The organism is Ruegeria sp. THAF33 (assembly GCF_009363615.1).
Taxonomy (GTDB): domain Bacteria; phylum Pseudomonadota; class Alphaproteobacteria; order Rhodobacterales; family Rhodobacteraceae; genus Ruegeria.
This window is the reverse complement of the sequence record NZ_CP045384.1, coordinates 662,080-688,616: the sequence shown is the minus strand read 5'-3', so window position 1 is coordinate 688,616 and position 26,537 is coordinate 662,080. Positions and strand designations below refer to the sequence as shown.

Sequence of the window (26,537 nt, the reverse complement as noted above, 5' to 3'; positions counted from 1 at the left end):
CACAGAACGCCCGGTCAGTCAGTCGGTGCCAATCACGCGCTCTTCGCGTGCAATCGACCAGTCAATCAATATGCGCCACAGCTTCTCGGCCAGATCCGGGTCCATCCCCAGCGCGTCCGAGCTTGCACGCACGCGTTGCACCACCTCTTCGACACGTTCCGGGATACGGGCCGGAAGGCCCTCGCCCGGTTTCAGCTGCGACGCGCGGTCAATATATGTCGCGCGCGTTACCAACATTTCGATCAGTTGGCGATCCAGCTTGTCGATCTCAGCCCGCAGCTCCTGCATCGTGTTGCAGTTCTGAGGCGGTATCAGAGTGGGCATCGTCATCTCCTCATGGCCCGGGAATGAATCCCCGGACCACGAGATGTCCTATTCGGCGGCTTAGAACAAGCCCTCGATCTCACCTGCGTCATTGAGGCAGATGGTTTCAGCAGCCGGCTTGCGGGGCAGACCAGGCATGGTCATGATCTCGCCGCAGACGACCACGATGAAGCCCGCTCCCGCGCTCAGGCGTACCTCGCGCACCGGAACCGAATGGCCCGTGGGTGCACCGCGCAGCGATGGGTCGGTCGAGAAGGAATACTGCGTCTTGGCCATGCAGACCGGCAGGTTGCCATATCCGGCTTCTTCCCATTCACGCAGTTGGTTGCGGATCTTGTTGTCAGCCAGAACCTCGTCAGCGCGGTAGATGCGCTTGGCGATGGTTTCGATCTTCTCGAACAGAGGCATATCGTCGGGGTAGATCGGTGCGAAGTTCGCGGTGCCACCTTCGACGATTTCGACGACTTTCTCGGCCAACGGCGCAGACCCTTCGGAACCCAACTCCCAGTGACGCGACAAAACCGCCCCGACGCCGTGCTCGCCGCAATAATCTTTCACGGCCTGAACTTCGGCATCGGTATCGGTGACAAAGTGGTTGATGGCGACGACAACCGGCACACCGAAGGATTTCACGTTCTCGATGTGACGGCCCAGGTTGGCACAGCCTGATTTGACGGCCTCAACGTTTTCCGCACCCAGATCGGCTTTGGCAACGCCGCCGTTCATCTTCATCGCGCGCACGGTCGCAACCAGAACAACTGCCGACGGGGCAATGCCCGCCTTGCGGCATTTGATGTTCATGAACTTCTCGGCACCCAGATCCGCACCGAAACCGGCTTCGGTCACGACATAGTCGGCGACTTTCAGAGCGGTCTTGGTCGCGATGACCGAGTTACAGCCATGCGCGATGTTCGCGAACGGGCCGCCGTGGACGAAGGCCGGGTTGTTTTCCAGCGTTTGCACCAGGTTCGGCTGCATCGCGTCCTTCAGCAGAACGGTCATTGCGCCTTCGGCCTTGATGTCACGGCAGTAGACCGGAGATTTGTCGCGGCGGTAAGCAACGATGATGTCGCCCAGACGCTTTTCCAGGTCTTTCAGGTCGTTCGCCAGACAGAGGATCGCCATGACTTCGGACGCTACGGTGATGTCAAAACCCGCCTCACGCGGGAAGCCGTTCGATACACCACCCAGTGAAGCTGTGATCTGACGCAGGGCACGGTCGTTCATGTCGACCACACGGCGCCATGCGACGCGGCGGGTGTCAATCTCCTGCTCGTTACCCCAATAGATGTGGTTGTCGATCATCGCCGACAGCAGCGAGTGAGCCGAAGTGATGGCGTGGAAGTCACCGGTGAAGTGCAGGTTCATCTCTTCCATCGGAACGACCTGCGCATAACCGCCACCCGCGGCGCCGCCCTTCATACCGAAGTTCGGGCCAAGCGAGGCTTCGCGGATACAGATCATCGCGTTCTTGCCGATGCGGTTCAGGCCGTCACCCAGACCCACTGTGGTCGTGGTCTTGCCCTCACCTGCCGGGGTCGGGTTGATTGCAGTCACCAGGATCAGCTTGCCGTCTTCGCGGTCCTGAACCGAGTTGATGAAGTTCTGGCTGACCTTCGCCTTGTCGTGGCCGTAAGGCAGCAGATCCGCAGAGTCGATGCCGATCTTGGCACCGATTTCCTGAATCGGCTTTTTGTTCGCTTCGCGGGCGATTTCGATATCGGATTTGTAGCTCATTGGCCGGGGTCCTTGATTGAATACCGTGCAAAACCGACGCGGGGCGTCGGCGCTGTGCATTCCATACCCTTGTGTACAATCCCGATAGCCATGGATTCCGACATTCTGGCGTCGCGAAGCGTCGTAAGTTCGTTTCAGGGGTTTCTAATCGGAAACAAGCCCGTTTTCCCAAGCCCAGGCAGGTTGATCGGGAACAAACAGTTTCAGCCGGTCCCCCAGTTGAATGCGCCCCGGACGTTCAACCCATCCGGTGATGCCCCGACGCCCGACCGCCGCAGGTTTGAAAGCTGCGCCATGCCCCGGTTGATCCGCTTCGATCTCGCGCCCCGGCAGAACACAAGGGGCGTTTTCCATGTCCACCGTTATCGTCGCCCCGCTCGTTGCCTGAAGACGTGAAGACGGGGGGATATGCGAAAAATCCGGGATCCCACGCAGCACAATGGAAGCCCCAAGACAGGACGGGTCAAGCTGATCCAACCCCATGTCCTGCGCAATTTGCTGCAATTCCTCCTCGGACAAAACTGAAAGCTGACGCACGTTTCGAATTTCAGTGCCTTTCGGGTAAAGGTTCGAGACCCTGACACAGGACGCCCGATTGAGGCCTTCGTGGCGTTCACCCTTCACGCCGTCAAAACCCAGATCCAGCGTGTCAACAGCCTTGGCCCGTAAAGAGGTTCCCGCAGAGACATGGCCAAGCCAGACCGCTTCGGCGGCAAACTCGGTTTCACGCAAAAATGGCATAGCCTTCCCTTTTCGCTCTTTTTCTTGCGTGCATATTGCCCGGCAAAACACCGATGAAAAGAAAAAAGACCCGGACTATGCGCCGGGTCTATTTTGACTATGCGGTAGGTTCGGGCTCCATCCCGCCATCGGGCGGAGATTTCTTGGCCTTTGTCTTGGGAATGGCCGTGACACTGGGCGCGCTGCCTTCATCCGGCTTGTCGCCTTCATCATCATCCTCGGTGGGTGATTCACCATTCATGACACGCTTGATCTCATCACCCGTCAGGGTTTCGTATTCAAGCAAGCCCTGCGCCAGGCGTTCCCATTCTTCGCGCTGTTCGGTCAGAATCTGGTGCGCGCGCTCATAACCCTGCTGGATAAGGCGTTTCACCTCTTCTTCGATCAGCTCTTTCGTATGCGCCGACACCGAGAACCCTGCGGTGTTGCCCTGATAGCCTTCGTGCGCCTCGGCATAGTCGATGTTACCGACCTTGTCCGACATGCCCCAGCGCATCACCATGGCACGCGCCAACTGGCTGGCCTGCATGATGTCCCCGGCCGGGCCGTTCGAAACGTGGTCTTCACCGTATTTGATAACCTCGGCGGCTTTGCCGGCCATGGTCATGGCCAGCTTTTGCTCACACTCATCACGGTGGTAGTTCAGGCGATCCATTTCAGGCAGCGAAACCACCATACCCAGCGCACCACCGCGCGGAATGATCGTGGCTTTGTAGACAGGATCGCACAACGGCAGGGTCAGGCCGACAACGGCATGCCCCGCCTCGTGATAGGCTGTCTTTTCCTTCTGGTCCTGCGTCAGCACCATCGAGCGGCGCTCGGCCCCCATCATCACCTTGTCTTTCGCGTTTTCGAAATCTTCCATGGTGACAAAGCGGCGTCCCACACGGGCGGCCATCAGCGCGGCCTCGTTCACAAGGTTCGCCAGATCGGCACCCGAGAAGCCCGGCGTACCGCGCGCGATGATCCGCAGATCGACATCGGGGCCCAGAGGCGTCTTGCGCGCGTGCACGCCCAGAATTTTCTCACGGCCTTTGATGTCGGGGTTACCAACGGTCACGTTGCGGTCAAAACGGCCTGGACGCAGCAGCGCCGGATCCAGAACATCTTTGCGGTTGGTGGCCGCCAGAATGATCACGCCTTCATTGGCCTCAAAGCCGTCCATCTCAACCAGCAACTGGTTGAGGGTCTGTTCGCGCTCGTCATTACCACCGCCGTAGCCAGCGCCACGATGGCGACCCACGGCGTCGATCTCGTCGATGAAGACGATACAAGGCGCATTCTTCTTGGCCTGTTCAAACATGTCTCGGACACGGGATGCACCGACACCCACGAACATCTCGACAAAGTCGGACCCCGAAATAGTGAAGAACGGCACACCCGCCTCACCCGCGATGGCGCGGGCCAGCAGCGTCTTACCGGTGCCCGGAGGGCCCACCAGCAGCGCGCCTTTCGGGATCTTGCCGCCAAGGCGGCTGAACTTCTGTGGATTGCGCAGGAATTCGACAATCTCTTCCAGTTCTTCCTTGGCTTCGTCGATGCCCGCGACGTCGTCAAACGTGACGCGGCCATGCTTTTCGGTCAGCATCTTGGCCTTCGACTTGCCAAAGCCCATCGCACCGCCTTTGCCGCCGCCCTGCATCCTGTTCATGAAATAGACCCAGACACCGATCAGAAGTAGGAACGGCAAGAGCGTGATCAGGAAAGACTGGAAGCCCGACTGCTGTTGCTTGACCGCCTGAACCGGGATGTTCTCATCGATCAAAAGCTTGGTGACCTCGGCGTCGCCGGGTTTGATCGTTACGTAAGTCGCACCGCTTTCGGTCGTATAGCGGATCTGTTCGCCGTCTAGCGTCACGTTCTTGACTTCACCGCTTTGCACGGCGCCGACGAAATCGGAATAAGTTCTTTCATTGCTCTGAAGCGTTCCGCCCGGTCCACTGAACAGATTGAACAGTGCAAGGATCAGCAGAAACAGAACGACCCAAAACGCGATATTGCGAGCGTTGCCCAAGGAAATTCTCCCAAAAGTTCCGGCAGGTGAGGAGCTGCCAAGTTACCTCTTAAAATAGAGAGGATTGTGGTATGTTCAATGCGATAAAAAAGATGCGTGGAACTCGGGCCATTCCGGCATCGTGTCCGCGTGCCATCCGTTCGCAAATCCCGCAAGCGGAGCGGCCAGCACCACGCCCCCCTTCCAGACCGCGGGCGTCGCACTCAAGGCCAGCCTGGGCCGGCCTGTTTCGCGCCATTCGGCCACCTGTCGCAGCCCGTCTTCACCCAGAGCGCGGATCTCGGCACCGGAAATCTCGGGCCCGGTCAAGACCCATTTGCCATCCCAAACTTCGTCAGGCGCTGAAACCCGAGCCTCCACGGCCTTGAATTCCCTGCAAATCCAAACACTCATCCCTTCTGGCACCAACAGGCAACCGCTGAGCGAACCTGCCCGCCCGTCGATTATGGCCTTCATGGCCTGCTCGACCGCCGCCTGACGCGGGGGATATCCCTGCCCTGCGATCCAGGCAAGGCATCCAAGCAACACGCGGCGTCGGATTTCCTTGGGCAATGCGGCAAAACCGGCCCTGTCCACCTTCACGTCGCTCTGTTCGAGCTGGGCGACATTACGTGCGGATTCCTGCGCAAACACACCCAGGGCTGCATGGGCCTGCGCCAGATTTTCGGCCACTCGCGACAATGAAAGCGCGTCAATTCCCAGTGGTTTGAGGCCGGACACGGCCTCTCGTGCCTTGATCCGGTCGAAACGAGGGTCCTGATTCGACGGATCTTCGACCCATGTTGCGCCGATACCGGTCAGGTAGGTTCTCAGATCCTTGCGTGTGATCCCCAGCATTGGCCGCAGCAATGTCACACCTTCCCATTGCCGGCTTGCCGACATGCCGGACAGTCCCGTAACACCTGATGAACGACCCAGTCGCATCAGAAACGTTTCCGCCTGATCATCCGCCGTGTGCCCCAACGCGATGGCGTCTATGCCGCGCTGTTGCGCCCAACCGGCAAGCAGGCTGTAACGCGCCTTGCGGGCCTCGTCCTGAACATTGCCCGATCCGTCCCAACCCGCCCAATGCAAAATGTCATGCGGCAGCCCCAAAGCAGCGGCCTGGCGCGACACTGTCACGGCCTCCTGCGCTGCGTCGGGGCGCAAGCCGTGATCGACCGTGGCCACAAAAAGGGCAATCTCTTCGTTTTGGGCGACTTGATGCAATAGATGCATCAACGCGACGGAATCCCCACCGCCCGAGACCGCCACGCCCAGTTTAGGCGGAAGCCTTTGGGGAAGCCGGGCGCGAAGCTCTGCAAGCAGGTTTTCGCTGTGACGGTTCAAGAACACCCCAGCGCAGACATCTCTTGCGTCGCATCCGCAAACGCCGGTGCGGATGGAAAGCGCACGCCAACCTCATTGAGCGTGATGCAGGCCTGATCGGTCTGCCCCAGACGCCCCAGCGCCGCGCCCAGCTCGAACAGGGCCTCGGGGGCAAATGCTCCTTCGGAATCTCCGGTAAAGCTTGCCAAGAACGCCCGTGCCGCTTCGCGGGTGTCGCCAAGGCCTTCAAGCGCATGACCCCGTTTCAGATTCACTTCGGGCGCCAGGGGGCTGCCGGGATAGTTCGTATCAAACTGCGCAAACAAATCAGCCGCAGTCTGGTAATCCCCATCGGCCAGTGCTTGCGATGCCGCGTCGAAATCCGCCCGCTCGCCCACGGCCAGTTCACCCTGATCGGTTTGGGATGGCGTGGCAGGCGTGATAACGGCCGTACCTACATCTGTGCCCTCTCCGCCCAGTGTGCTGGTCGGTTCGCCTGAAATCTCGCAGTTTGCCTCAAGCTCGCACAGGCGGAACTCCAGATCTCCGATGCGATTGGTGCCGTCCGAGACAATGTTTTGCACACGCTGGTTCAGCTGCTCGGTCTGACGGGTCAGGCGTTGCAGTTCCGCTTCAATGGCGTCAACCCGTTCAAGAACCGAACTGCCGGACAAGTTTGGCGCTGGCGATCCTGTGGTGGAAAACTCGCGCTTCAGGCGCTGAATTTCCACATGCAGCACCGTCAGCTCCTGACGTATGTCGGCCAGGGTTTGCTGATCCTGTGCCTGTGCAACACCGGCTGTCGCCATGACCGCCGCCAATACCCATCCTGCCATACGCATTTTCTTACCCCAGTGTTGATCCGGTCAGCACAGTCACTGCGCGGCGGTTCTTGGAATAGCATTCCTCAACGCTGCAAATCTCGATTGGGCGCTCCTTGCCGTAGCTGACGGTTTTGAGACGGTTGCCAGCAACACCGCGCGAAATCAGATACTCACGAGCGGCATTTGCGCGACGCGCACCCAGCGCAAGGTTATACTCGCGCGTACCCTGCTCGTCCGCGTGACCTTCGATCGTGGCAACAAAATCCGGATTGGCCAGAAGCCAGTCCGCTTGCCCTTGCAACACGGTCTGCGCCTGTGGTGTCAGGGTGGACTGGTCCACGGCGAACAGAACACGATCCCCGACGGTCTGCTGGAAATACGCAGGCGAACGCGGGTCACTGGGCGAGCCCGGTACGATTGCGCCTGTTCCGCCGGCACCGCTGCCGCCCAAGGCGGATGGGTCATTGTTCGTACAGGCGGCGATCACACTCAGCGCGCCCAACGCCAGGACTTTGCTCAATACATTCATTTCAAGTGCCTCGTGTTTTGATTGTTGCCGCCTGTCTACCACAGGGACGATTCGTTGTGAACTTTGCTGCGATCAATTCTGTAGTGGGCCCCATGACGGATCACTGCCGCCATCCGGTGTTCGCACCGGGCGCAAGTTGCGGCCCGAGATGTCCACCGAATACAGCGAGGCCCGGCCGCTGGCACCCTGCGTTTCACGGGTGAACATGATGACGCGGCCATTGGGCGACCAGGTTGGGCCTTCATCCAGAAACGAGGCGGTCAACAAGCGTTCCTCTGATCCGTCCGTGCGCATCACCCCGATGTGGAAGCGGCCCTGGTTTTGCTTGGTAAAGGCAATCAGATCGCCGCGCGGCGACCATACCGGCGTGCCATAACGACCCGAGCCAAAGCTGATCCGCGTGGCCTCGCCGCCATTCGCGGGCATCACGTAAAGCTGCGGCGTACCAGAACGGTCGCTTTCAAACACGATCCGGCTGCCATCCGGCGAATAGCTGGGGGCTGTTTCAATCGCCGGCGTGTTGGTCAGACGAGTGCTTTGCCCCGACGCCAGATCCATTTTCCACAGGTCCGTGTTTCCCCCCTGAATCAAGGAATACACGATCGACCGGCCATCCGGCGAAAAGCGGGGCGAAAAGCTCATGGTTCCGTCCTGCGTCTTCAGTTCCTGTCGTTTGACGCGGCCCACATCCAGAACATAGATGCGCGGGCTGCCGCTTTCATAGCTGGTGTACAGCAACCGATCGCCAGTAGGCGAAAAGCGCGGCGCCAGAACGATTGCGGCACTGTCGGTCATGTACTGCACGTTCGCGCCATCATAATCCATGATCGCCAGACGTTTCAGGCGTTGGTTTTTCGGCCCACTTTCCGAAACAAAGGCCACGCGGCTGTCAAAATATCCGCCCTCGCCTGTAATCCGGCTGTACACCTGATCGGCCACTTTGTGAGCCATGCGCCGCCAGCCCTCGGTGGTGCCTGCCAATTGCAGCCCATTGCCCAATTCCTGACCCGAAAACACATCCCAGACCCGGAATCGAACCGTGAGGTTCTTGCCCGAAACATTGACTGCACCCGTGATCAGCGCATCAGCATTGATCGCTTTCCAATCGGCGAACTGAACCGGAGCCTCAAAGCTGCTGACCCGACTGATGAAGGCATCCGAAGAGATCTCGCGGAACAACCCGGTTCCTGTCAGATCAGCGGCCACCACGCGCGAGATGTCCTGTGCATATTGCGCCGCTGACGGGCCATCGGGAACAAAGTTCGGCACCGCAAAGGGCAATGGTTCGATAATGCCCTGGTCCAATTCCAGCCGCAGGGGACTGTTCTGTGCAAGAACCGGCGTAGACATCAGCGTCAGGCCGACAAAGAGGCTGGTCAGAAGTTTCATCATTTGATCCGCATCCTCTCGGGATTGAATGTAATCTCAACATCCTGCCAATGAGCGTATTTGTCAGCAGGCAAGTCATATCCTCTGGCCCCGCAGCGCAAAATCGCGCGCCGGGCGGCCTGATAGGCCTGATTGGCCGCGCCAGCAGACCCACCAGAACTGTCCAGCATCCGAATGCTGCCATCCACAACCGTACCATCACGGTTTAGCGAAAAAGCCACAACGACCACAGTACTCAGTGCATCCGTAGACAAAGAGCCCACATTCCAGCACTTGGACACGGCCAATCGCATCGCGTCCTTCTCGCCGCTGGTAAGCGGTGGGCCGGATGGCTGGGTTCCACTGCCCAAGGCTTCGGCCAGAGCGTCATTGATCGCGGCCTCGTCGGCCTGCGCGTTCGGTTCGGGCGCCGCCTCGGGCGTCTCTGCCACATCGGGTTCGGGCGGTGGGCTTGGGCGGTTCGGACGCACCCGCGGTCGCGGAGAAGTAAGCGGAGACTGCTCTTTGGTTTCCTCTGCCTCGGTCACGATCTCGGGGGCCGCTTCTTCCGGCGCGGTCTGATCCTGTTGTTCCTGCTGAACCTCGGCGCCCTCATCCAGTGAAACGGGCGGCGTTTCGAAATCATCCGGTTTTGCCTCGGGCGGTGGTGGCGCTATGGCCTCGGGGGCAACACGATCGGACGGGCGCGGCTGCGCCTCAGGCCCCGGAGGCACAGGCTGTGCGACAGGTTCGACCTCGGGCTCTGTCAGTACCGGCAGCTCATCCGGCACGTCCGGTTCCGGCGGTGCTTCGACGATAACGGGCGCAGGCTCGGGTTCGGGTTCGGCAGGCACGACGGGTTCAGGGCGGGGCTGTTCCTCGACCACAGGTTCTGGCGGCGTGCTATCAGACTGTGGTTCGGGCGGTTGTTGCAATGCCACCGGCACCTCTGGGATCTCAGGCGCATCCCGCTGGGCCGTCATGGCCGCGAATTGTTCAGCGGTGATCACGGACACATCCTGTACGGCCATCGGCAAAGGCTCGGACCGGAAGGTACCGCCGAAAAGCGCCACTCCGATCAGGCTGACATGCGCAATCGCCGAAATCTTGGTGCCGGTATCCACCGTGCGCCCTCACTCTCCACCTTCGTCCAGCGTCGGCCCGCCCGTATCGGTCACAAGCCCAACGTTGGAAAACCCGCCCGCGTTCAGCGCGCCCATGACCTGCATGACCTGCGCGTAAGGAATCGCGCCATCGGCGCGCAGGAAAACCCGGTCACTGCTCCGCTCTGCGGCGATGGCCCGCAGCTTGCCGATCAGTTCCTCGCGCAACACGTCTGTTGTCTGGATCTGCACACGTCCATCTGCCGTCAGGGTCACGGTCAAAGGTTCTTCATTGTCACCGGGCAAAGCGCTGGCGGCGGTCTTGGGCAGATCTACCGGAACACCGACGGTCAGCAATGGCGCGGCCACCATGAAGATGATCAGCAAAACCAGCATGACATCCACAAACGGTGTCACGTTGATCTCGGCCATGGGTTGCGCGCGCCCGCGACGCCGACCGCGTCTGCGCCCGTTTCCACCCGAGGATTGCTGAACCGCCGCGCCCATTGTCAGCTGTCCAACTGACGCGACAGGATGGTCGCGAACTCGTCAGCAAAGGCCTCATAGCCGCCCACGATGCGGTCACAGTCTGCACTGAGCTTGTTGTAGAAAATAACCGCCGGGATCGCGGCCAGAAGGCCGAGCCCCGTTGCCAATAGTGCCTCGGCAATACCCGGGGCCACGACCGCCAGATTGGTATTCTGCTGTTCGGCGATTTCGATAAACGCATTCATGATGCCCCAGACGGTACCAAACAGGCCGATGAACGGCGCAGTCGATCCAACCGTGGCCAGGATGGGCAGACCTTTCTGCAAGGTCTCTGCCTCTTTCGCTATGGCCACATCCATGGACCGGTCTATCCGCGCGGTCGCTCCGGCAATCAATCCGCCATCATTTCGGTGCGACCTGCGCCATTCGATCATTCCGGCAGCAAAGATCTTTTCTGAACTGCCATCCGGCTGGGTTCCGATCTGCTCGAACAACTCGTCCAAAGGGTTGCCGGACCAGAAGCTCTCGTCAAATGCCTGCGCCTCGCGACGGGCCGCGCGATAATTAATCAGCTTCTGAATGATGATGCCCCAGGACCAGATGGATGCACCGATCAGCATCAACATCACCAATTTGACGATAAAGGTCGCGCGGGCATACAGCCCCCACATGGAGAAATCGATCTCCTGCGCCAGCGCCAGCGTTTCAGCTTCCATGAACCTGCTCTTTGTTTTTGCCTGACGGCCGTTTGTTTGGCCTTGTTTTGCCAAACGCTAACGCAGTTGGGGCTGAAATGCCAACATAACCACCCCTGACCCGCAAATTGTTACATCAATGCGCGAATCTCTGCCGGAAGCCGGATCGGTCTGCCATCCTTGTTGATGCACACGGCAGTGACCGAGGCGCGAAAAATCTCGGTCTCGCCGCGCCGGACCAGCTGCGCCATGGTCAGCCGCACACCCGAGATTTCCGTGACTTCGGTTTCGACGATCAGTTCGTCATCGAACCTGGCGGGCGAAAGGTAATCGGCCTCGACCCGCCGCACGACCCAAACAATGCCCTCTTCCCGCATCGCGTTCTGGTCATTGCCCAGATTGCGCACCCAATCCGAACGCGCACGTTCGATATACCGCAGATAGTTCGCGTGATAGACGACGCCGCCCATGTCGGTGTCTTCATAAAATACGCGAACCGGGTAGGTATGTTTCATTGCAGTGGCTCCAACCGGGCAAACAACCTGAGCGCATGAGACGCATCCTGCGCCGAACCAGGCAAAACCGGATCGTAAGCAGCCCGAATCAACGCAGCAATATCGGGGCGCAGGATCGTGGTTTCGCCCGCCACGGCCAGCGGAGATTGCGTCCGAAACGCAGTATCGGACCAAAGCAGGATGGTCTGCACCACCTGGCTCAGTGCCAGCGTTTCCGCCGGTACCTTGGACAACTGCTTGTCCATGCGCAGAAAAACAAAAGCCGCACGGATCGCGCCGTCTTCCTCGAACCGGAAAATGCGATATTGGTTTGCATCCGCTTCAACCAAGCGCCCGACCAACGGTGCCAGATCGGGGATCAGACGATCAAGATCCGGCACGTCCAGCAGCTCTTGCCAATCCCGGAAGAAGAAGACCATGCAGTTGGCACCAAGTTCGGGGTCGGTTTCGGCCATTTTGTGACCGGCCAAGGTGACAACCGCCTCGAAGGCGCCCTTCACAGTGGACAGCGTTTCATCTTCAACACCAAACACAATCGGCACAATGGGTCGTCCCCAACGGGCAAACAGAAACTCACCGCTTTCGCGCGTGAACAGCGCCTCAATCTCTTCCGGTGTCACGATCAGGCCTTCATCTTTTCGAAATTACTCTCGCCGAAGGCATAAAATTTCCAAGCGCAAGCTTCAACCGAACAGATCGCTCTGCGGTTTGGGTGCAGCCATGCCCAGATGCGTCCAGGCCTTTTGCGCCAACATCCGCCCACGCGGTGTTCGCTGGATCAACCCCTGTTGCAACAGAAAAGGCTCAATCACTTCTTCCAGCGAGTCCCGGCTTTCAGACAAGGCGGCTGACATCGTTTCGATCCCGACAGGACCACCACCGTAATTCTCGGCGATCAGTTTCAGATACCGGCGGTCCGCACCATCCAGCCCCAAATGGTCCACCCCCAGCCGCGTCAAGGCTCCGTCAGCCAGTTCGCGGGTGATCCGCCCATCTCCTTCGACAATGGCGAAATCCACCACCCGCCGCAGCAGACGTCCGGCGATGCGCGGTGTTCCGCGCGACCTGCGCGCAATCTCGCGCGCGCCCTCATCATCCGCCGGAGCGCCGAGTTTTCGCGCGTTTCGGGTGACGATCTCATGCAGTTCGTCCACGGTGTAGAACTGCAACCGGGTCGGAATACCAAACCGGTCGCGCAAAGGTGTGGTCAGCAAACCCATGCGCGTCGTGGCCCCGACAAGCGTGAAGGGTTGCAACTCGATCCGAACCGTTCGCGCGGCGGGCCCCTCGCCGATCACCAGATCAAGCTCGAAATCTTCCATCGCGGGGTAAAGCACCTCTTCCACCGCCGGGTTCAGGCGGTGGATTTCGTCGATGAACAAGACATCCCGCGCTTCGAGATTGGTCAGGATCGCAGCCAGATCGCCCGCTTTCGCCAGAACCGGGCCAGACGTCATGCGGAAATTCACACCCAATTCTCGCGCCATGATCTGCGCCAGCGTCGTCTTGCCCAACCCCGGAGGGCCATGGAACAAGGTATGATCCATCGCCTCGCCCCGTTGCTTAGCGGATTGAATAAAGATACGCAGATTGGCCCGCGCCTCGGCCTGACCGATGAACTCATCCAAGCCCTGCGGGCGCAATGCGCGGTCGTTGTCCTCGGGCAATGGATCGGGGCGCACAGTGGGATCAGCGTCTACCATTCATTCAGCCTTTCGGAGCCAGCAATTGCAGGGCGGCACGGATCAAACCCGCTTCGTCTGCATCCGGGTTGTTGGCGGCCGCCTCGGCAACCGCGGCTGCTGCATCCGACGGCCCATAACCCAGATTGGACAAGGCAGACAGCGCACCCGCGGACACCGCAGCGGCCCCAGAGGCCGGTTTTGGCGTCCGCTTCGGAGCAGGCGCTGCCTCGACAGGCTCTACAACTTCGATCGAAGGGCCATCCATCGCATCGGTCAAGGTGCCACCCATGGCCATCACGCCCGGCGCCTTGTCCTTGAGGTCCAGAACGATCCGCTGCGCCGTTTTCGGGCCCACACCTTTCGCCGCCTTGACCGCCGCCCAATCTCCCAGTGCGATTGCGCGGCTGACACCGTCCGGCCCCAGCGCGCTGAGGATCGCCAGAGAGACTTTCGCTCCGACCCCCTGAACCGAGCACAAAAGGCGGTGCCATTCCTTCTCGACCAGCGAAAGAAAGCCATAAAGCTGCATCAGGTCCTCGCGCACGACCATGTCCGTATAGATCGAAACCGCCTCGCCTACACCCGGCAGTGCAGCCATGGTCCGGTCAGAGCAATAGACGATGTATCCCACACCCCGGACATCGATCAGCACGTGATCTGCTGCGCGATAGTCCAGCCTTCCGGTGAGTTTTCCGATCATGCCCGCACCTCTTTCACACGCACCTGTTGGGTCTTGCCGTAATAGGCATGGCAAATCGCAATCGCCAGAGCATCTGCTGCATCCGCCCCTTTGGGCTGACATCCGGGCAATTGCAGTTTGACCATGTGCAACACCTGCTCCTTTTCCGCGTGCCCGACACCCACGACCGTTTTCTTGACCCGGTTCGGGGCGTATTCCCCCACCGGCAATCCGGCCTGTGCCAGCGTCAGCAACGCCACGCCTCGCGCCTGACCCAGTTTGAGCGTACCGGCGCCATCCTTGTTCACAAAGGTCTGTTCGATGGCTGCCTGGTCTGGTTGATGATCGGCGATGACTTCGACAATCTGGTTGTGGAGAGACAACAGCCGCTCACCCAGATCATCCCCATCCGACTTGCACAAACCGTTGGCCACATGGCTCAGGCGGCTGCCATTTGATTCGATGACGCCCCACCCCAGGGTCCTAAGCCCCGGATCAATGCCCAGAATTCGCATGTTTTGCCTCGGCCTGCTCGGGTTCTGTGATCTTTTTTCAACGCCTAGCACGAAGCGTGAACATTTTCCAAGCGAATTGACCCAAGGCCTGAAAACGACACACCTGTCCCATAGGCGACTCAACACGCCATTTGCGACTTCAAAAAGTCTGAATTCGACACTTTTGTGAACGCGTTTTCACCAATTATTTAAGGGGATTACAGCCTTTTGGAGCATTGCAGGAAACGCATAGGACACATGCAAAAACTGAACTTGTGCGGGCGATTTGGCGGCACTAGATGCCGGGCAGATCGCAAGACCGCAAAGTGAACACCAACCAGAAGGAAACAGGATATGGCTGCACTGGACACCACCCGCTTCGCCTCCACTGGCTCGTTCGGCCTCGTTGGCCGTATCGGCGCATTTTTTGTATCGGCTGTGAACGCCGCCGTCGAATGGAATGACGCCCGCGTTACCCGCAACGCGCTGACCGGTCTAACCGATCGTGAACTGGAAGATATCGGCCTGTGCCGTGGCGACATCGACGCCATCGCCCAAGGTCGCCGGTAATACCGACCACTACTCGCATACGCCCCTTCCTCCTCCCTTGAGGGGCAAACAGAAACACCGCGCGCCCCGTGCACGCGGTGTTTTTCGTCCGAAAACTGAGTCAAAACTGAGATTCAGTATAAAATCTTGTTGAGTTGCACGGCAATCGCCTGCGACACCGGGTCAATCTGCATCACCCAGGCACCTGCTTTTTCGACCGATGTGCCTTCGTTTAAACTGTCGATCCGATATTGGTATCCGGTCGGGCCAAGGCTGGACAAAAGAAACGCCTTGAACGCCACAACACTCAGAAGCGTAAGCAACAGCACCCTGGCCGGCACTGCCGAGCTTACCCGCTGCGGCTTCATAACCACCAGGCCATCCTTTCGCATCGTCGCGCGATAGCCACGGCTCATCTTTTGATGTTTTTTGTTCAGGCGATTAACGCGCTGAGTGAACTCCAGTTGTTTACCCGTCATGGCAGCCTCCAAAAACCGCCCCCCTCGACTTCAGTCAGAAAACGGTAAAAAGAGATTACGACAAAAACGTGGCAAAATTCCACAAAACTCCTGCAAATGGCCTAGTTTGCGCCCTGTTTCATTAAGATTAGGGTCGTCCATTCACCAATCTCGTCCCTATGGGTAAGATTGAATTCATTTTGAGAATAAACGGACACCACATCATCGGCCTGTTCGTTGAGGATCCCCGACAGGATTGCATACCCTCCGGGACGCAGATTCGCCGCGATTTCCGGCGAGAGGGCGACCAGAGGACCTTTGAGAATATTGGCAAAGATCAGGTCGTAGGGCGCGTGCGCCCTGAGATCGGGGTGGTCGAAACCAGCGGCTTCCACGCACCGTACGGCACCGGACATCCCGTTCGCCTTGAGGTTGGCTTCGGCCACGTCAACGGCCACTTCATCAATGTCACTGGCAATGATGTCGCCGTCCCAAACCCGGGCTGCGGCCATGGCCAGAACGGCGGTGCCGCAGCCGATATCCGCCACTTTCGCCGCGGTGAACCCTTCGTCCAGCAATCTGTCAAAGGCCTTGAGGCAACCCAACGTCGTGCCATGGTGGCCGGTGCCAAAGGCCATTGCGGCCTCGATCAGCAAAGGGATGCGGCCTTCGGGCAGCTTGTCGGCATCATGGCTTCCATAGACAAAGAAACGCCCCGCCTCGACGGGCGCAAGCTCGCGCCGTACATGCGCAACCCAGTCGGTTTCCGGCAGTTCTGAAACAACAAACGGTTTGGCCTCGAACGCCGCTGCCAGAACCGCCAGTGCGGTCTCGTCGGGGGCTTCGGTGAAATATCCGCCGACCTCCCACAGGCCGGATCCGTCTTCGACTTCGAACACACCAACGCCGGTTGGCTCTGGCTCCAGACGTTCCATCGCCTCGCCCAGACCTTCGGCGGCCTTCTTACCTGTCAGCGTCGTCAGTGCGGTGAATGTGGGCATTGGGGCCTCCTGTCTCGATTGACACCGCGCCTAGGACGCCGCGCCGTCAACGTCAAGCGCCGAGACCTATTCTGCAGGGGCCGGAGCGTATTTGGTCAGGATGGTCTCGTTGCCGGGCTCGGGGTGACGCGGGATCAACAACGACAACAGCAGCGAAACGATCGCCATCGCCGCGGCCAGGCCAAACACGGCGCCCGGCGACACGACCCAAAGCAGGCCAAGCAAAGCGGGCAAAAACACCGCCGCAATATGATTGATCGTAAAGGCCACCGCAGCGGTCGGCGCGATATCAGCAGGGTCGGCGATTTTCTGGAAATAGGTTTTCAATGCCAAAGCCAGCGCAAACAGCACGTGGTCGATCACATAAAGGATTGCCGCAAGCAGAACACCCCAGCCGAACCAATAGATGCCGCCATAGGCTGCGAACACGATGGCCAGACCGGTATACTCAAATATCAGCGTGCGCCGCTCACCGAACTTTGCCACCGCCTTTCCCAGCAATGGGGCGGCCATCATGTTGATCATCAGATTGATCAGATAAAGGCTGGTGAGCTCATGCACTTCAAAGCCGAATTTCTCGACCATCATGAACCCGGCAAAGACGACAAATATCTGCCGCCGCGCGCCTGCCATGAACTGCAATGCATAATACAGCCAATACCGGCGACGCAGGATCAGCTTCTTGGTCTGCGGCGTGGGCGCATCGAATTGCGGATAGGCGAACAGACAGAACAGGGCCAGCGCAGCCGTAACTCCACCCGACGCCATGAATACAAAGTTGTAGGACAGATCAAAGCGATCCCAGGTCAGTACGATCAGCCCATACACCACCATGGTCGCCGCCGATCCCATCGCAACCAGCCATCCCAGCACCTGCGGAGCACGATCCTTGGGCAGCCACTGCAATTGAAGCGACTGGTTTACGGTCTCGTAGTAATGGAACCCGATCGAGCTGAACAAGGTCACAAACAGCAACCCGCCCAGGCTGGGAAACCACGCGGTCACCGCCGTTGCGACGCCAAGCATCATCAGAGAGATCATCGCCAGCACCTGCTCGCGAATGAAAATGATGACGGCAATCACGCCAACCGCCAGAAACCCCGGAATCTCGCGCACCGTATGCAGCAGACCGATATCCGCGCCATCAAAGTTCGCCACCTCAATAACAAAGTTGTTCAGCAGCGCGCTCCATGCGTTGAACGCAATGGGCATGGTCAGCGCCATCATGAACAACAGCGTGATGGGGCGGCGCCAGAACGGCAGGCTCTGCGCCTCGGTAAGGGGCATGGGTTTCAGCATGAGACCCCTCTACGCCCATTTCACCGCTTTGGCGAGAGGGAAGCGGTCTGCGCACAATCACCCTGCACAGATGCAGAGGTCAGTAAAAACTCTGTGGGTCGATATCGACGGTCAGGCGGATATCGCCCTTCAGGCGCAATGGGGCGATCCAGCGGGCGATGGCATCTTGAATAGGCGCCCCTTTCGGGGCTTTCACCAACAAGCGCACTCTGTGGCGACCGCGTATACGCGCAATGGGTGCAGGCGCAGGGCCAAAGACCTGAGCACCGATGGCGCGCAGGGGCGCATCGTTGCGGGCCATTGCATTGCCGATATCGAAGACCGGCCCGACCTCGGGGCCCGACAGCACGATCCCGGCCATGCGACCATAGGGCGGCACGCCTGCTGCCTGTCGACCCGCTGCCTCGGCTTTCCAGAACCCTTCCTCATCACCTGACAGGATGGCCCGGATCACCGGGTGTTCCGGTTGAAAGGTCTGCAAAAGCGCCTGCCCCGGCTTGTCCGCCCGTCCCGCGCGCCCAGCCACTTGCCGCATCAATTGAAACGTACGCTCGGCCGCACGCAGATCCGCGCCGTGCAGGGAAAGGTCAGCGTCAATCACACCGACCAATGTAAGCTTGGGGAAGTTGTGCCCCTTCGCCACCAATTGCGTACCGATGATGATGTCGGCATCCCCGGCGGCGATCTCTTCAATCTTGGCTTTCAATGCCCGGGCTGAACCAAAAAGATCGGAACTCAGCATCGCGATTTTCGCCTCGGGGAAGGTCGCCTCGGCTTCTTCCGCCAGCCGTTCGATCCCCGGCCCGACCGGGGCCAGCTTGCCCTCTACGCCGCAGGAAGGGCAGGCTTCGGGCATCGGCTTGGTTTCGCCGCATTGGTGGCACATCAATCGCTTAAGAAACCGGTGCTCGACCATGCGTGCGTCGCACTGATCACAGGCGATCTGCTCACCACAGGCCCGGCACAACGTGACCGGCGCATAGCCACGGCGGTTGATGAACAACAGCGATTGTTCACCTTTTTCGATCCGCTGCTGCACCGCTTGCCGCAAAGACGGAGAAACCCACGTTCCGGGCTGCATCTGCTCGGCCCGCATGTCGATGGGCTTCATCTCGGGCAATACCGCCGCTCCGAAGCGCGAGGTCAGGTCAAGCCTTTCGTACTTACCCGCCTCGGCATTGGCCCAACTTTCCAGCGAAGGTGTCGCACTGGCCAGAATCACCCGCGCGCCACAGATCGCCGAGCGCAGAACCGCCATGTCGCGTGCGCTGTAGTGCACGCCGTCTTCCTGTTTGTAGGACGTGTCGTGTTCCTCATCGACGACCAGAAGCCCCAGATCGCGAAATGGCAGAAACAGCGCCGACCGGGCGCCAACGACCAGTTGCGCATTGCCCTGCCCGACCATCCGCCAGACCCGCCGCCGTTCCGTCATGGTTGCGCCGGAATGCCATTCCGCCGGGCGCGCACCGAACCGCGCCTCGACCCGGGTCAGAAACTCTGCGGTCAGGGCAATCTCGGGCAGCAGGACCAAGGCCTGCCGCCCCATGCGCAGCGCTTCGGCGACGGCCTCAAGATAGACCTCGGTCTTGCCCGACCCGGTCACACCTTTTAGCAACGTTGTTCCGTAGTCACCCGTCCGCTGCCCGACCTGAAGCTTGGCAACTGCAGCCGCCTGATCCTCGGTTAGCTCTTTTCCAGGCAGGTCGGGGTCCAGATGTGGATAGGGCAGATCGCGGGGACTGTCCTCTTCCCGAACCGCACCCTGTTTCACCAGCCCTTTGACAACAGAGGATGTCACCCCTGCCTGCTCGGCCAGCTCTTTCAACGTGAATGCCAGCCCACCAAAATCCCGCAGCACCTCAAGTACACGGGTTCGCGCATCGGTCATCCGATCCGGCTCACCATCGCCCAGACGATAAATCTTGCGCATCGACGGCGGATCACCCAGCCCGGGCGCGCGCGTTGCCAGCCGCAACATCGCAGGCATCGGCGTCAGCGTGTAATCGGCGACACGACCCAGAAACACCCGCATCTCTTCACGCATCGGCGCGACCTCAAGCACCCGGATGACCGACCGCGCCTTGCTGATGTCAAAGCCGCCCTGCCCCGGCCCCCAGACTACGCCCAGCACCTTGCGCGGCCCCAAAGGCACCTCGACAAATGCACCCAGAAAACACCCGCCCTCGGGCGCTTTGTAATCCAGCGTCCGGTCCAGCGGCTGTGTGGTCAGCACTGCCACCAGCTCTCCTTGGTCGAAAAATGCGTTAGCGCTCACTGCATATCCTTTGCAGGGGGTTCCAGCATGGGTCTCTTTGAGGTAAAGCCATCCGCGACCAAGGCCAACCCATCAAAGGACTGCCCTCATGAAATTCTTCGTAGACACCGCCGAGATTGATGCCATCGCCGAACTGAACGATCTGGGCATGGTGGACGGCGTAACCACCAACCCCTCGCTGATCCTGAAATCGGGCCGCGACATTCTGGAAGTGACCAAAGAGATATGTGATCTGGTCGATGGCCCGGTATCGGCCGAGGTTGTCGCCACCGAAGCTGACGACATGATCGCCGAAGGCCGCAAACTGGCCAAGATCGCGCCGAATATCGCCGTCAAAGTGCCGCTGACATGGGCCGGCCTGAAAACCTGCAAGACGCTCAGCGACGAAGGCCAGATGGTCAATGTGACACTCTGCTTCTCAACCAATCAGGCGATTCTGGCTGCAAAAGCGGGCGCGACATTCATCTCGCCTTTCATCGGACGGCTTGATGATATCAACCTCGACGGCATGGACCTGATCGCAGACATCCGTCAGGTCTATGACAACTACGGGTTCGAGACCGAAATCCTTGCCGCATCGATCCGTACCGTCAACCACGTGACCGACAGCGCCCGCATCGGGGCCGATGTGATCACCGCACCGCCTGCCGTGATCAAGAAACTGGCCGACCATCCCTTGACGGACAAAGGCCTGGAAACCTTCCTCGCGGACTGGGCCAAAACCGGTCAGAAGATCCTCTGATCCCAGACCCGACCGCGCGGTGTCGAAAGGCGCCGCGCCCGGCCCAACGGCCAAATGCCTGATCTGTGATCAGGCATGGCGGGCGGGAGCCTCTTGCCACAGCATGCAAGGAAATCCACCCTTGCGTGCATTTTTTCCAAGGCAAATCCGGTCCGGCATGTTATAAACCGCGACAACAAAAAAAGACCGGACGGGACATGAGCAGCACCCCCAAACTCGAGGATAACCTCCGCGCGGCGATTCTGGCCGAGCCGGATGTCGTACTGGACGACAAAGACCTGATGCAGGCGCTTGTCGCAGCCAACGAGCAAGCGCGCGGCGACAACGTGATTGACCTGCGCGGCATCGCGATGCAACGGCTCGAGGCGCGGCTGGATCGGCTGGAAGACACCCACCGTTCCGTCATCGCTGCGGCCTATGAAAACCTCGCGGGCACCAATCAGGTCCACCGCGCCATTCTGCGATTGCTGGAACCTGTCGAGTTCGAAGATTTCCTGCGCACGCTGGGCGCCGATGTGGCGGACATCCTGCGCGTCGACAGCGTTACGCTGGTTCTGGAAACCACCGTGGTTCAGAACGATCCCGCAATCGACACGTTGGGCGGGGTCCTGACGATCGCGGAACCCGGTTTCATCGACCGGTACCTGACCATTGATCGCGGCGGTCCTGCGCGGGATGTGATCTTGCGGGAAATCCATCAGCCGAGTCGGCGTATTTTCGGGTCACAAGCCGATCAGCTTCGTTCCGAGGCCTGTCTGAAGCTGGACCTCGGGGCCGGTCGACTGCCTGGCATGATCGTCATGGCCGCCCGCGACCCTCGGCATTTCACACCGCAGCTGGGCACCGATCTTCTGGCCTTTTTTGCCGGCGTGTTCGAACGCTCGATGCGCCACTGGTTGTCGTGAGCCTGATCTCGCCTGCCTGCCGCGACGCGCTTCAGCATTGGCTGGACGGCCTGAGCGCACTGGCCGGACGATCCGAGAATACGCTAAACGCCTATCGTGGCGATGTCGTCGAGTTTCTGTCGTTCATGACCCTGCATCACGCCGAACGGCATGGCCTGAAGGCACTGGAACGGATCACGGTGTCGGATATGCGCGCCTGGATGGCGGATCAGCGCGGCGCAGACGTCAGCGCGCGGTCTTTGGCGCGCAAACTGTCGGCGGTCAAAAGCTTCTACCGTTGGCTGGCAGAGCGTGAGGGGTTCGAGCCCACCGCCGTTCTGTCCACCCGCGCGCCGAAATTCACCAAGAAACTGCCCCGTCCGCTGGCCGAAGATGCAGCCCGCGCCATGATCGATACGGTGGAACTGCAATCCACATCCGACTGGGTCGCGGCGCGCGACGTCGCGGTTGTGACGCTGCTGTACGGATGCGGCCTGCGCATATCCGAGGCGCTGTCCCTGACCGGAGCGGACGTGCCTTTGCCCGCCACGCTGCGCATAGTCGGGAAAGGCGACAAAGAACGGGTCGTACCGGTTCTTCCTGCCGCCCGCGAAGCGGTCGACAGATACCTGAAGTTATGCCCCCATCCACGAGCACAGGACAAAGCCCTATTTCGAGGTGTCCGTGGCGGGCCATTGAACCCACGTGCAATCCAAGGGGTTATGGCCAAGGCGCGTATGCAATTGGGGTTGCCCTCAACCGCAACACCCCACGCGATGCGGCACAGCTTTGCCACCCACCTGCTTTCAGCCGGAGGCGACCTGCGTGCCATCCAAGAGCTTCTTGGCCACGCCTCCTTGTCGACGACGCAGGCCTATACGGCAGTCGACACTGCGCGGTTGATGGAGGTCTACAACCGCGCGCATCCCAAAGCCTGACGTGCACATGACTCGAAAACCCGGGCTTTTGGTTTGCATCTCGGACGCGCATCAGTCATGACGCTCGCATGACACTCAGATTCAAAGCTCTTTCCGTTCATCTCTTTACTGCAACAGGCGCTGTTTTTGCCATGCTGGCCATGCTGGCCGCAGTCGAAGAGAAATGGAGCCTTATGTATCTTTGGCTTGTCGTGTCTTTCATTGTAGACGGTATCGATGGCCCGCTGGCGCGACATTATCACGTCAAGCACAACGCGCCCGAGTTCGACGGCGTTCTGCTGGATCTGATCATCGATTACCTGACCTATGTGTTCATCCCGGCCTTTGCCCTGTTCAAATCGGGGCTGATGGACGGCTGGACCGGATGGTTCGCGATCATCGTCATCACATTTGCCAGTGCGATGTATTTCGCGGATACACGCATGAAAACCAAGGACAATTCCTTTTCCGGTTTTCCCGGGTGCTGGAACATGTTCGTGATCGTGATCTTCGCGCTGGAACCGAATTTCTGGATCATCCTGCTGCTGGTCACCCTGCTGTCGCTGGCCATGTTTCTGCCGCTGAAATTCGTTCATCCCGTGCGCACCGAGCGCTGGCGCAGCCTGACTTTGCCGATGGCGCTGGCATGGACGTTCTTCGCGGGTTGGGCCGCATGGGTCGATTTTCACCCGGAAAGCTGGGCCCATTGGGGGCTGGTCATCACCAGCCTGTACCTGACCTTCGCAGGCATCGCCCAACAGGTTGTTCCGCAGCGCCGCGCCTGACGCAGCGCTGCCCGTCCCGTTTTACAGAACGTCCTGCACCTCGAATTCGGTGCCGTTATGGGTAAAGACGTCGCCCTTTTGCAGACCTGCCATCGCCAGATATATCGGGCTTTGGGTTGAAATGCCCATATAGGTCTTGCCATCCACTTCAAACCGCGTTGTTGAAACACACACAACAAATCTGCGGTTGTTGAACTTGATCACAGCTCCTGGCCTGACCGTGTCGGCAAGGCTGAAATCGGTATTTTCGATGACATCAATCTTTGCATGATGCGCATGGACAGGCGCGTCGAAGGCAGCCGCCAGATCGGCGTTTTCCCGCGATGCGGCAATGTCATCCTTGTCGTGACCTTCCCGGTCGTCCAACTGGGCATCTTTCAAAAACGCATCGTAATGCGCCTGCGCCGTTGCAAGCTCTTGCGCTTCAAGCGACATCAACCGGTCGATAATGGCCTTCTTGCGGGCTGCACGGTCTTGTTCAGTGGTCATGCAATGCGGTCCTTCAAATTCAGCAATGGTTACAAGTTGTGTCTGCAAAAAGCGGATTGCAACCGAATTTCGACGCTCAGATCAAAAGACCTGCCGCCCGCTCATGCCGCAACAGGGCAACTTTCGTCTCAACACCACCGTCGCCCGAAAAACCGCCCAAGCCATTTGCGGCCAGTACCCGGTGGCAGGGAATGATCACGGGAATGGGGTTTGATCCGCAGGCTTGGCCAACCGGCTGGGCGGGTTGCCCCAGTTCTTTGGCGATTTCGCCATAGGTGCGCGTTTCTCCAAGCGGGATGGCATACATCAGGTCACAGACCCGCTTTTGAAACTCTGACCCGTCAATGCGATACGGCAGATCGAAACGGTCAAGCTGTCCTTGATCATAGGCCCTCAACTGGGCGGCGGCTTCGTGCAGCAGCGCGGTCGGCTCTCCTTCGTCCCTGCCGTTCCAGACAAGCCGCGTAAGGGCACCGTCTGTTTCTTCAACACCAAGTCGCCCGAACCGGGTTTCAACGGAAATCATCGCCATGGATCGACGGTTTCAGATCAAAGCGCCCAGCGCAAGCGCGGGAGTGTGCAAGGCTACGCAAAAAGTCATTTTTGGGCATTGGTGCCATTCATGATACGCTTCTGCCGTTACTTAAAGAGATTTTGGAGAACGCAATGGGTCGGCATTTGATCCTCACGGTACATGGAATCGGTGAACAAAAACCCGGCGAAACCGTCGACCAGGTGGTCGGCGCGGCCACAACCTGGCTGGATGGAAACCCCAGACCACCGATCGAAGTCGAACGCGGCATGATCGAACTGGCCGAATCCACCTTCGACGGAAATCCAAGAAATGCAGAGCTGTTCGAAGTCAATCTGCGCACGGTGACTGACCCGGCTGTTCCTCAGGACAAGGCCCTGTTTGCCGAGGTTTATTGGGCTGATCGCTCTCCGGCCCCGAAAGGAGCGATCAAAACCGTGCTGGACCTGATTTGGGTCGTTCTGGCGTTGGGATATCTGGCGATGGACAATGTCGAGCAAACCCACATCCGCAAAGGCGTTGCCTCGGACCAGCCCAATGGCAGGAATACACTTGCGGCACAGCTGGTACATCTTTTCACATGGATCTTCTTCGGTGCGGTTGCGACGCTGAACGTCTTTTTGTTGATTGGTGCCGCAGCGGTCATGACCGACCGGATACCTGTCTCGGTTTTTCAGAACCCTGCCCTGTTGTTCTGGCTTCTGTTCGGGCTGTACGCCGGCGGGGCCATTGTCGGGCTGGGGCAAAGCCGATCGGCGCCGACCTATCTCAGGCGGGTCTTCTGGCGTGGAATGCTCGCAATGGGAACAGCACTGACTCTGTGCCTGGTCATTGGGCCGCTGGGCCTGAAATTGTGGGTCTGCGTCCCTTCCGACACGGGAAATTGCCCGCCGGCCCTGGAGCAATTCGTGGCGTTTCAGGTTTTTCTGCTGTCCATTTTCTGGGCCACTCTTATCTTCCTGACACTCATTCTTTACGCGTTGTCCGCCTGGACGCTGCAGATCAATGACACACTTTCAGAGCACAGGCGGCTGTACCCCAGCATCTGTGCAGGCATGCTGGTTTTCTGGATGTTCTTCATTTCCGGCCTCTGGTTGACCATAGAGCAATTGCTGGAAACTGTTTCGGGCTTGTCCGGCGGTCAGCTGCAACGTCTTTTTGAAAGCAATTTGAACGAGTCCATCGAAACACTCAGCGTGGCCTTTGTGGCCATCGTTCTGTTGGGGTTCGTTGGCGTCGGGCTTTTTGCAGGTCGCAAAACGTACAAGGCCAACCTTCACACCCGCAGCGGTCTGATCAGCCGGGCGATTGTAAACCGGCTGGCGCAGTGGGTCTTTCTGTTTGGTACAATCGTGCTGGTTCTGGTCACGATCCGAGAGATCGCAGCCAACCAGAGTTTTGAGGCCGCATGCAACGTGGGCATAGGTGAAACCAACCCGATCTCTTGGGCTTTGGACAGGTTGGCCTGTTCGCAAGGCGAGATCGGCCTGATCGTTCTTGGCGCAACTGCGTTGATGTACCGGTTTTCTGATTTTGTTTCCGCCGGGCTGGGCGTTGCACGGGATATCGTTACCTACGCCATTCGTGACAAATGCTATCTGGGAAAAGATCTGGAAACGCGACAACGCAACTATCCGGATCGCAAGGCGATAGACGAACGTTTCTATCGCACGTTGTACTATGTTCTCGATATCTTTCCAGCGGATCATATTACGGTGATATCCCATTCGCAGGGCACCGTGATTGCCACGCAGATGCTTGCTGACCCACGCGTCCAGAGACGCATCGGCGGGCGGACCCTGACACTCATCACGATGGGCTCTCCGGTCACCCATATCTATCAGCGCTATTTTCCCGAGATGTTCATCATCACGGCCAGTCAGTTGAACGCCGCGTGGTTCAACATCTTCCGGCAGGACGATTTTGTCGGAACCGAGATCGAGGGTGGGCTCATTTTTGCAAATCGAAACATCCCGGTCGATCCTGGCGGGCACACCGGTTACTTTACGGACTATCAGGTTTGGAAAGCACTGTCAGATCCTGCCATTGGCTTTGATCTGTTCAATCCAACACCGCAATCTGTGCAGACATAGCCCAAAAT

28 protein-coding genes are annotated in these 26,537 nt (G+C 59.2%); 6 read left to right on the top strand and 22 right to left on the bottom strand.

All coding sequences use genetic code 11. From position 1 onward, the window contains the following. Positions 1 to 18: 18 nt before the first annotated feature. The 16 genes from FIU92_RS03490 to ruvC form a co-directional block, all read right to left on the bottom strand. Positions 19 to 324, bottom strand: a complete 306-nt coding sequence (locus FIU92_RS03490; protein ID WP_152457235.1) for a chorismate mutase — start codon at positions 322 to 324, stop codon at positions 19 to 21. A gap of 60 nt (positions 325 to 384) precedes the next feature. Further along, a complete protein-coding gene (locus FIU92_RS03485) occupies positions 385 to 2,061 on the bottom strand; it encodes a formate--tetrahydrofolate ligase (protein WP_152457234.1) in 1,677 nt (558 codons plus the stop codon). 144 nt (positions 2,062 to 2,205) lie between these two features. Continuing rightward, the gene (locus tag FIU92_RS03480) at positions 2,206 to 2,802 is read right to left on the bottom strand and encodes an MOSC domain-containing protein (protein ID WP_152457233.1); all 597 of its coding nucleotides are present in this window, start codon (positions 2,800 to 2,802) and stop codon (positions 2,206 to 2,208) included. A 97-nt stretch (positions 2,803 to 2,899) separates the two neighbouring features. Beyond that, positions 2,900 to 4,816: an ATP-dependent zinc metalloprotease FtsH gene (gene ftsH, locus FIU92_RS03475; protein WP_152457232.1), complete on the bottom strand. Its 1,917-nt coding sequence runs from the start codon at positions 4,814 to 4,816 to the stop codon at positions 2,900 to 2,902. 75 nt (positions 4,817 to 4,891) lie between these two features. Next, complete coding sequence (gene tilS, locus FIU92_RS03470; RefSeq protein ID WP_254705351.1) at positions 4,892 to 6,151, bottom strand: tRNA lysidine(34) synthetase TilS; 1,260 nt, start codon at positions 6,149 to 6,151, stop codon at positions 4,892 to 4,894. Further along, complete coding sequence (gene ybgF / locus FIU92_RS03465) at positions 6,142 to 6,966, bottom strand: tol-pal system protein YbgF (protein ID WP_152457230.1); 825 nt, start codon at positions 6,964 to 6,966, stop codon at positions 6,142 to 6,144. Before ybgF ends, tilS begins: the two co-directional genes overlap by 10 nt. Before the next feature lie 4 nt (positions 6,967 to 6,970). Next, positions 6,971 to 7,477 carry a peptidoglycan-associated lipoprotein Pal gene (gene pal / locus FIU92_RS03460; protein WP_152457229.1) on the bottom strand — a complete coding sequence of 169 codons (507 nt, stop codon included), beginning with the start codon at positions 7,475 to 7,477 and terminating at the stop codon, positions 6,971 to 6,973. A 72-nt stretch (positions 7,478 to 7,549) separates the two neighbouring features. Next, complete coding sequence (tolB, locus tag FIU92_RS03455) at positions 7,550 to 8,869, bottom strand: Tol-Pal system beta propeller repeat protein TolB (RefSeq protein ID WP_152457228.1); 1,320 nt, start codon at positions 8,867 to 8,869, stop codon at positions 7,550 to 7,552. Next, positions 8,866 to 9,969, bottom strand: coding sequence for an energy transducer TonB (locus tag FIU92_RS03450; RefSeq protein ID WP_152457227.1), 1,104 nt, complete (start codon positions 9,967 to 9,969; stop codon positions 8,866 to 8,868). The genes tolB and FIU92_RS03450 overlap by 4 nt, the downstream gene beginning before the upstream one ends. 9 nt (positions 9,970 to 9,978) lie before the next feature. After that, complete coding sequence (tolR, locus tag FIU92_RS03445) at positions 9,979 to 10,455, bottom strand: protein TolR (protein ID WP_152457226.1); 477 nt, start codon at positions 10,453 to 10,455, stop codon at positions 9,979 to 9,981. Between the two features lie 2 nt (positions 10,456 to 10,457). Then, the gene (gene tolQ, locus FIU92_RS03440; protein ID WP_152457225.1) at positions 10,458 to 11,153 is read right to left on the bottom strand and encodes a protein TolQ; all 696 of its coding nucleotides are present in this window, start codon (positions 11,151 to 11,153) and stop codon (positions 10,458 to 10,460) included. 110 nt (positions 11,154 to 11,263) lie between these two features. After that, positions 11,264 to 11,647: a tol-pal system-associated acyl-CoA thioesterase gene (ybgC, locus tag FIU92_RS03435; RefSeq protein WP_152457224.1), complete on the bottom strand. Its 384-nt coding sequence runs from the start codon at positions 11,645 to 11,647 to the stop codon at positions 11,264 to 11,266. After that, on the bottom strand, positions 11,644 to 12,267 hold the full coding sequence (locus FIU92_RS03430; protein ID WP_171171017.1) for a hypothetical protein: 624 nt from the start codon (positions 12,265 to 12,267) through the stop codon (positions 11,644 to 11,646). Before FIU92_RS03430 ends, ybgC begins: the two co-directional genes overlap by 4 nt. Positions 12,268 to 12,330: 63 nt before the next feature. Next, on the bottom strand, positions 12,331 to 13,350 hold the full coding sequence (gene ruvB, locus FIU92_RS03425) for a Holliday junction branch migration DNA helicase RuvB (protein ID WP_152457222.1): 1,020 nt from the start codon (positions 13,348 to 13,350) through the stop codon (positions 12,331 to 12,333). Positions 13,351 to 13,354: 4 nt separating this feature from the next. Further along, positions 13,355 to 14,032, bottom strand: coding sequence for a Holliday junction branch migration protein RuvA (ruvA, locus tag FIU92_RS03420; RefSeq protein WP_152457221.1), 678 nt, complete (start codon positions 14,030 to 14,032; stop codon positions 13,355 to 13,357). Continuing rightward, positions 14,029 to 14,526, bottom strand: coding sequence for a crossover junction endodeoxyribonuclease RuvC (gene ruvC / locus FIU92_RS03415; protein ID WP_152457220.1), 498 nt, complete (start codon positions 14,524 to 14,526; stop codon positions 14,029 to 14,031). The genes ruvA and ruvC overlap by 4 nt, the downstream gene beginning before the upstream one ends. Positions 14,527 to 14,859: 333 nt before the next feature. On the opposite strand from ruvC, the gene FIU92_RS03410 reads away from it, so the two are divergent. Next, entirely contained in the window at positions 14,860 to 15,075 is a 216-nt protein-coding gene (locus tag FIU92_RS03410; RefSeq protein WP_152457219.1) for a DUF1127 domain-containing protein, read from the top strand. Positions 15,076 to 15,188: 113 nt separating this feature from the next. On the opposite strand, the gene FIU92_RS03405 is transcribed toward FIU92_RS03410, so the two are convergent. The 4 genes from FIU92_RS03405 to FIU92_RS03390 form a co-directional block, all read right to left on the bottom strand. Beyond that, entirely contained in the window at positions 15,189 to 15,545 is a 357-nt protein-coding gene (locus tag FIU92_RS03405) for a hypothetical protein (protein ID WP_224857539.1), read from the bottom strand. An 89-nt stretch (positions 15,546 to 15,634) separates the two neighbouring features. Beyond that, positions 15,635 to 16,513: a 50S ribosomal protein L11 methyltransferase gene (locus FIU92_RS03400; protein WP_152457218.1), complete on the bottom strand. Its 879-nt coding sequence runs from the start codon at positions 16,511 to 16,513 to the stop codon at positions 15,635 to 15,637. A 66-nt stretch (positions 16,514 to 16,579) separates the two neighbouring features. Next, positions 16,580 to 17,812 carry an MFS transporter gene (locus FIU92_RS03395; RefSeq protein WP_152457217.1) on the bottom strand — a complete coding sequence of 411 codons (1,233 nt, stop codon included), beginning with the start codon at positions 17,810 to 17,812 and terminating at the stop codon, positions 16,580 to 16,582. 79 nt (positions 17,813 to 17,891) lie between these two features. Then, positions 17,892 to 20,087 (bottom strand): primosomal protein N', encoded by a 2,196-nt coding sequence (locus FIU92_RS03390; RefSeq protein ID WP_152457216.1) that lies wholly within the window; start codon positions 20,085 to 20,087, stop codon positions 17,892 to 17,894. 88 nt (positions 20,088 to 20,175) lie between these two features. Here FIU92_RS03390 and fsa point away from each other — a divergent pair, with 88 nt between their 5' ends. The 4 genes from fsa to FIU92_RS03370 all read left to right on the top strand — a co-directional run bounded on the left by fsa (position 20,176) and on the right by FIU92_RS03370 (position 23,415). Then, positions 20,176 to 20,829, top strand: a complete 654-nt coding sequence (gene fsa / locus FIU92_RS03385; protein ID WP_152457215.1) for a fructose-6-phosphate aldolase — start codon at positions 20,176 to 20,178, stop codon at positions 20,827 to 20,829. Positions 20,830 to 21,026: 197 nt separating this feature from the next. Next, positions 21,027 to 21,734: a DUF484 family protein gene (locus FIU92_RS03380; protein WP_152457214.1), complete on the top strand. Its 708-nt coding sequence runs from the start codon at positions 21,027 to 21,029 to the stop codon at positions 21,732 to 21,734. After that, positions 21,731 to 22,651: a tyrosine recombinase XerC gene (locus FIU92_RS03375; RefSeq protein ID WP_152457213.1), complete on the top strand. Its 921-nt coding sequence runs from the start codon at positions 21,731 to 21,733 to the stop codon at positions 22,649 to 22,651. Before FIU92_RS03380 ends, FIU92_RS03375 begins: the two co-directional genes overlap by 4 nt. Positions 22,652 to 22,719: 68 nt before the next feature. Next, a complete protein-coding gene (locus tag FIU92_RS03370) occupies positions 22,720 to 23,415 on the top strand; it encodes a phosphatidylcholine/phosphatidylserine synthase (protein WP_152457212.1) in 696 nt (231 codons plus the stop codon). A 21-nt stretch (positions 23,416 to 23,436) separates the two neighbouring features. Here the strand turns inward: FIU92_RS03370 and FIU92_RS03365 are convergent, their stop codons facing one another. Next, the gene (locus FIU92_RS03365; RefSeq protein ID WP_152457211.1) at positions 23,437 to 23,904 is read right to left on the bottom strand and encodes a hypothetical protein; all 468 of its coding nucleotides are present in this window, start codon (positions 23,902 to 23,904) and stop codon (positions 23,437 to 23,439) included. A gap of 76 nt (positions 23,905 to 23,980) precedes the next feature. Beyond that, positions 23,981 to 24,436 carry a methylated-DNA--[protein]-cysteine S-methyltransferase gene (locus FIU92_RS03360; protein WP_152457210.1) on the bottom strand — a complete coding sequence of 152 codons (456 nt, stop codon included), beginning with the start codon at positions 24,434 to 24,436 and terminating at the stop codon, positions 23,981 to 23,983. 134 nt (positions 24,437 to 24,570) lie between these two features. On the opposite strand from FIU92_RS03360, the gene FIU92_RS03355 reads away from it, so the two are divergent. After that, a complete protein-coding gene (locus tag FIU92_RS03355) occupies positions 24,571 to 26,529 on the top strand; it encodes a hypothetical protein (RefSeq protein WP_152457209.1) in 1,959 nt (652 codons plus the stop codon). Positions 26,530 to 26,537: the final 8 nt, after the last annotated feature.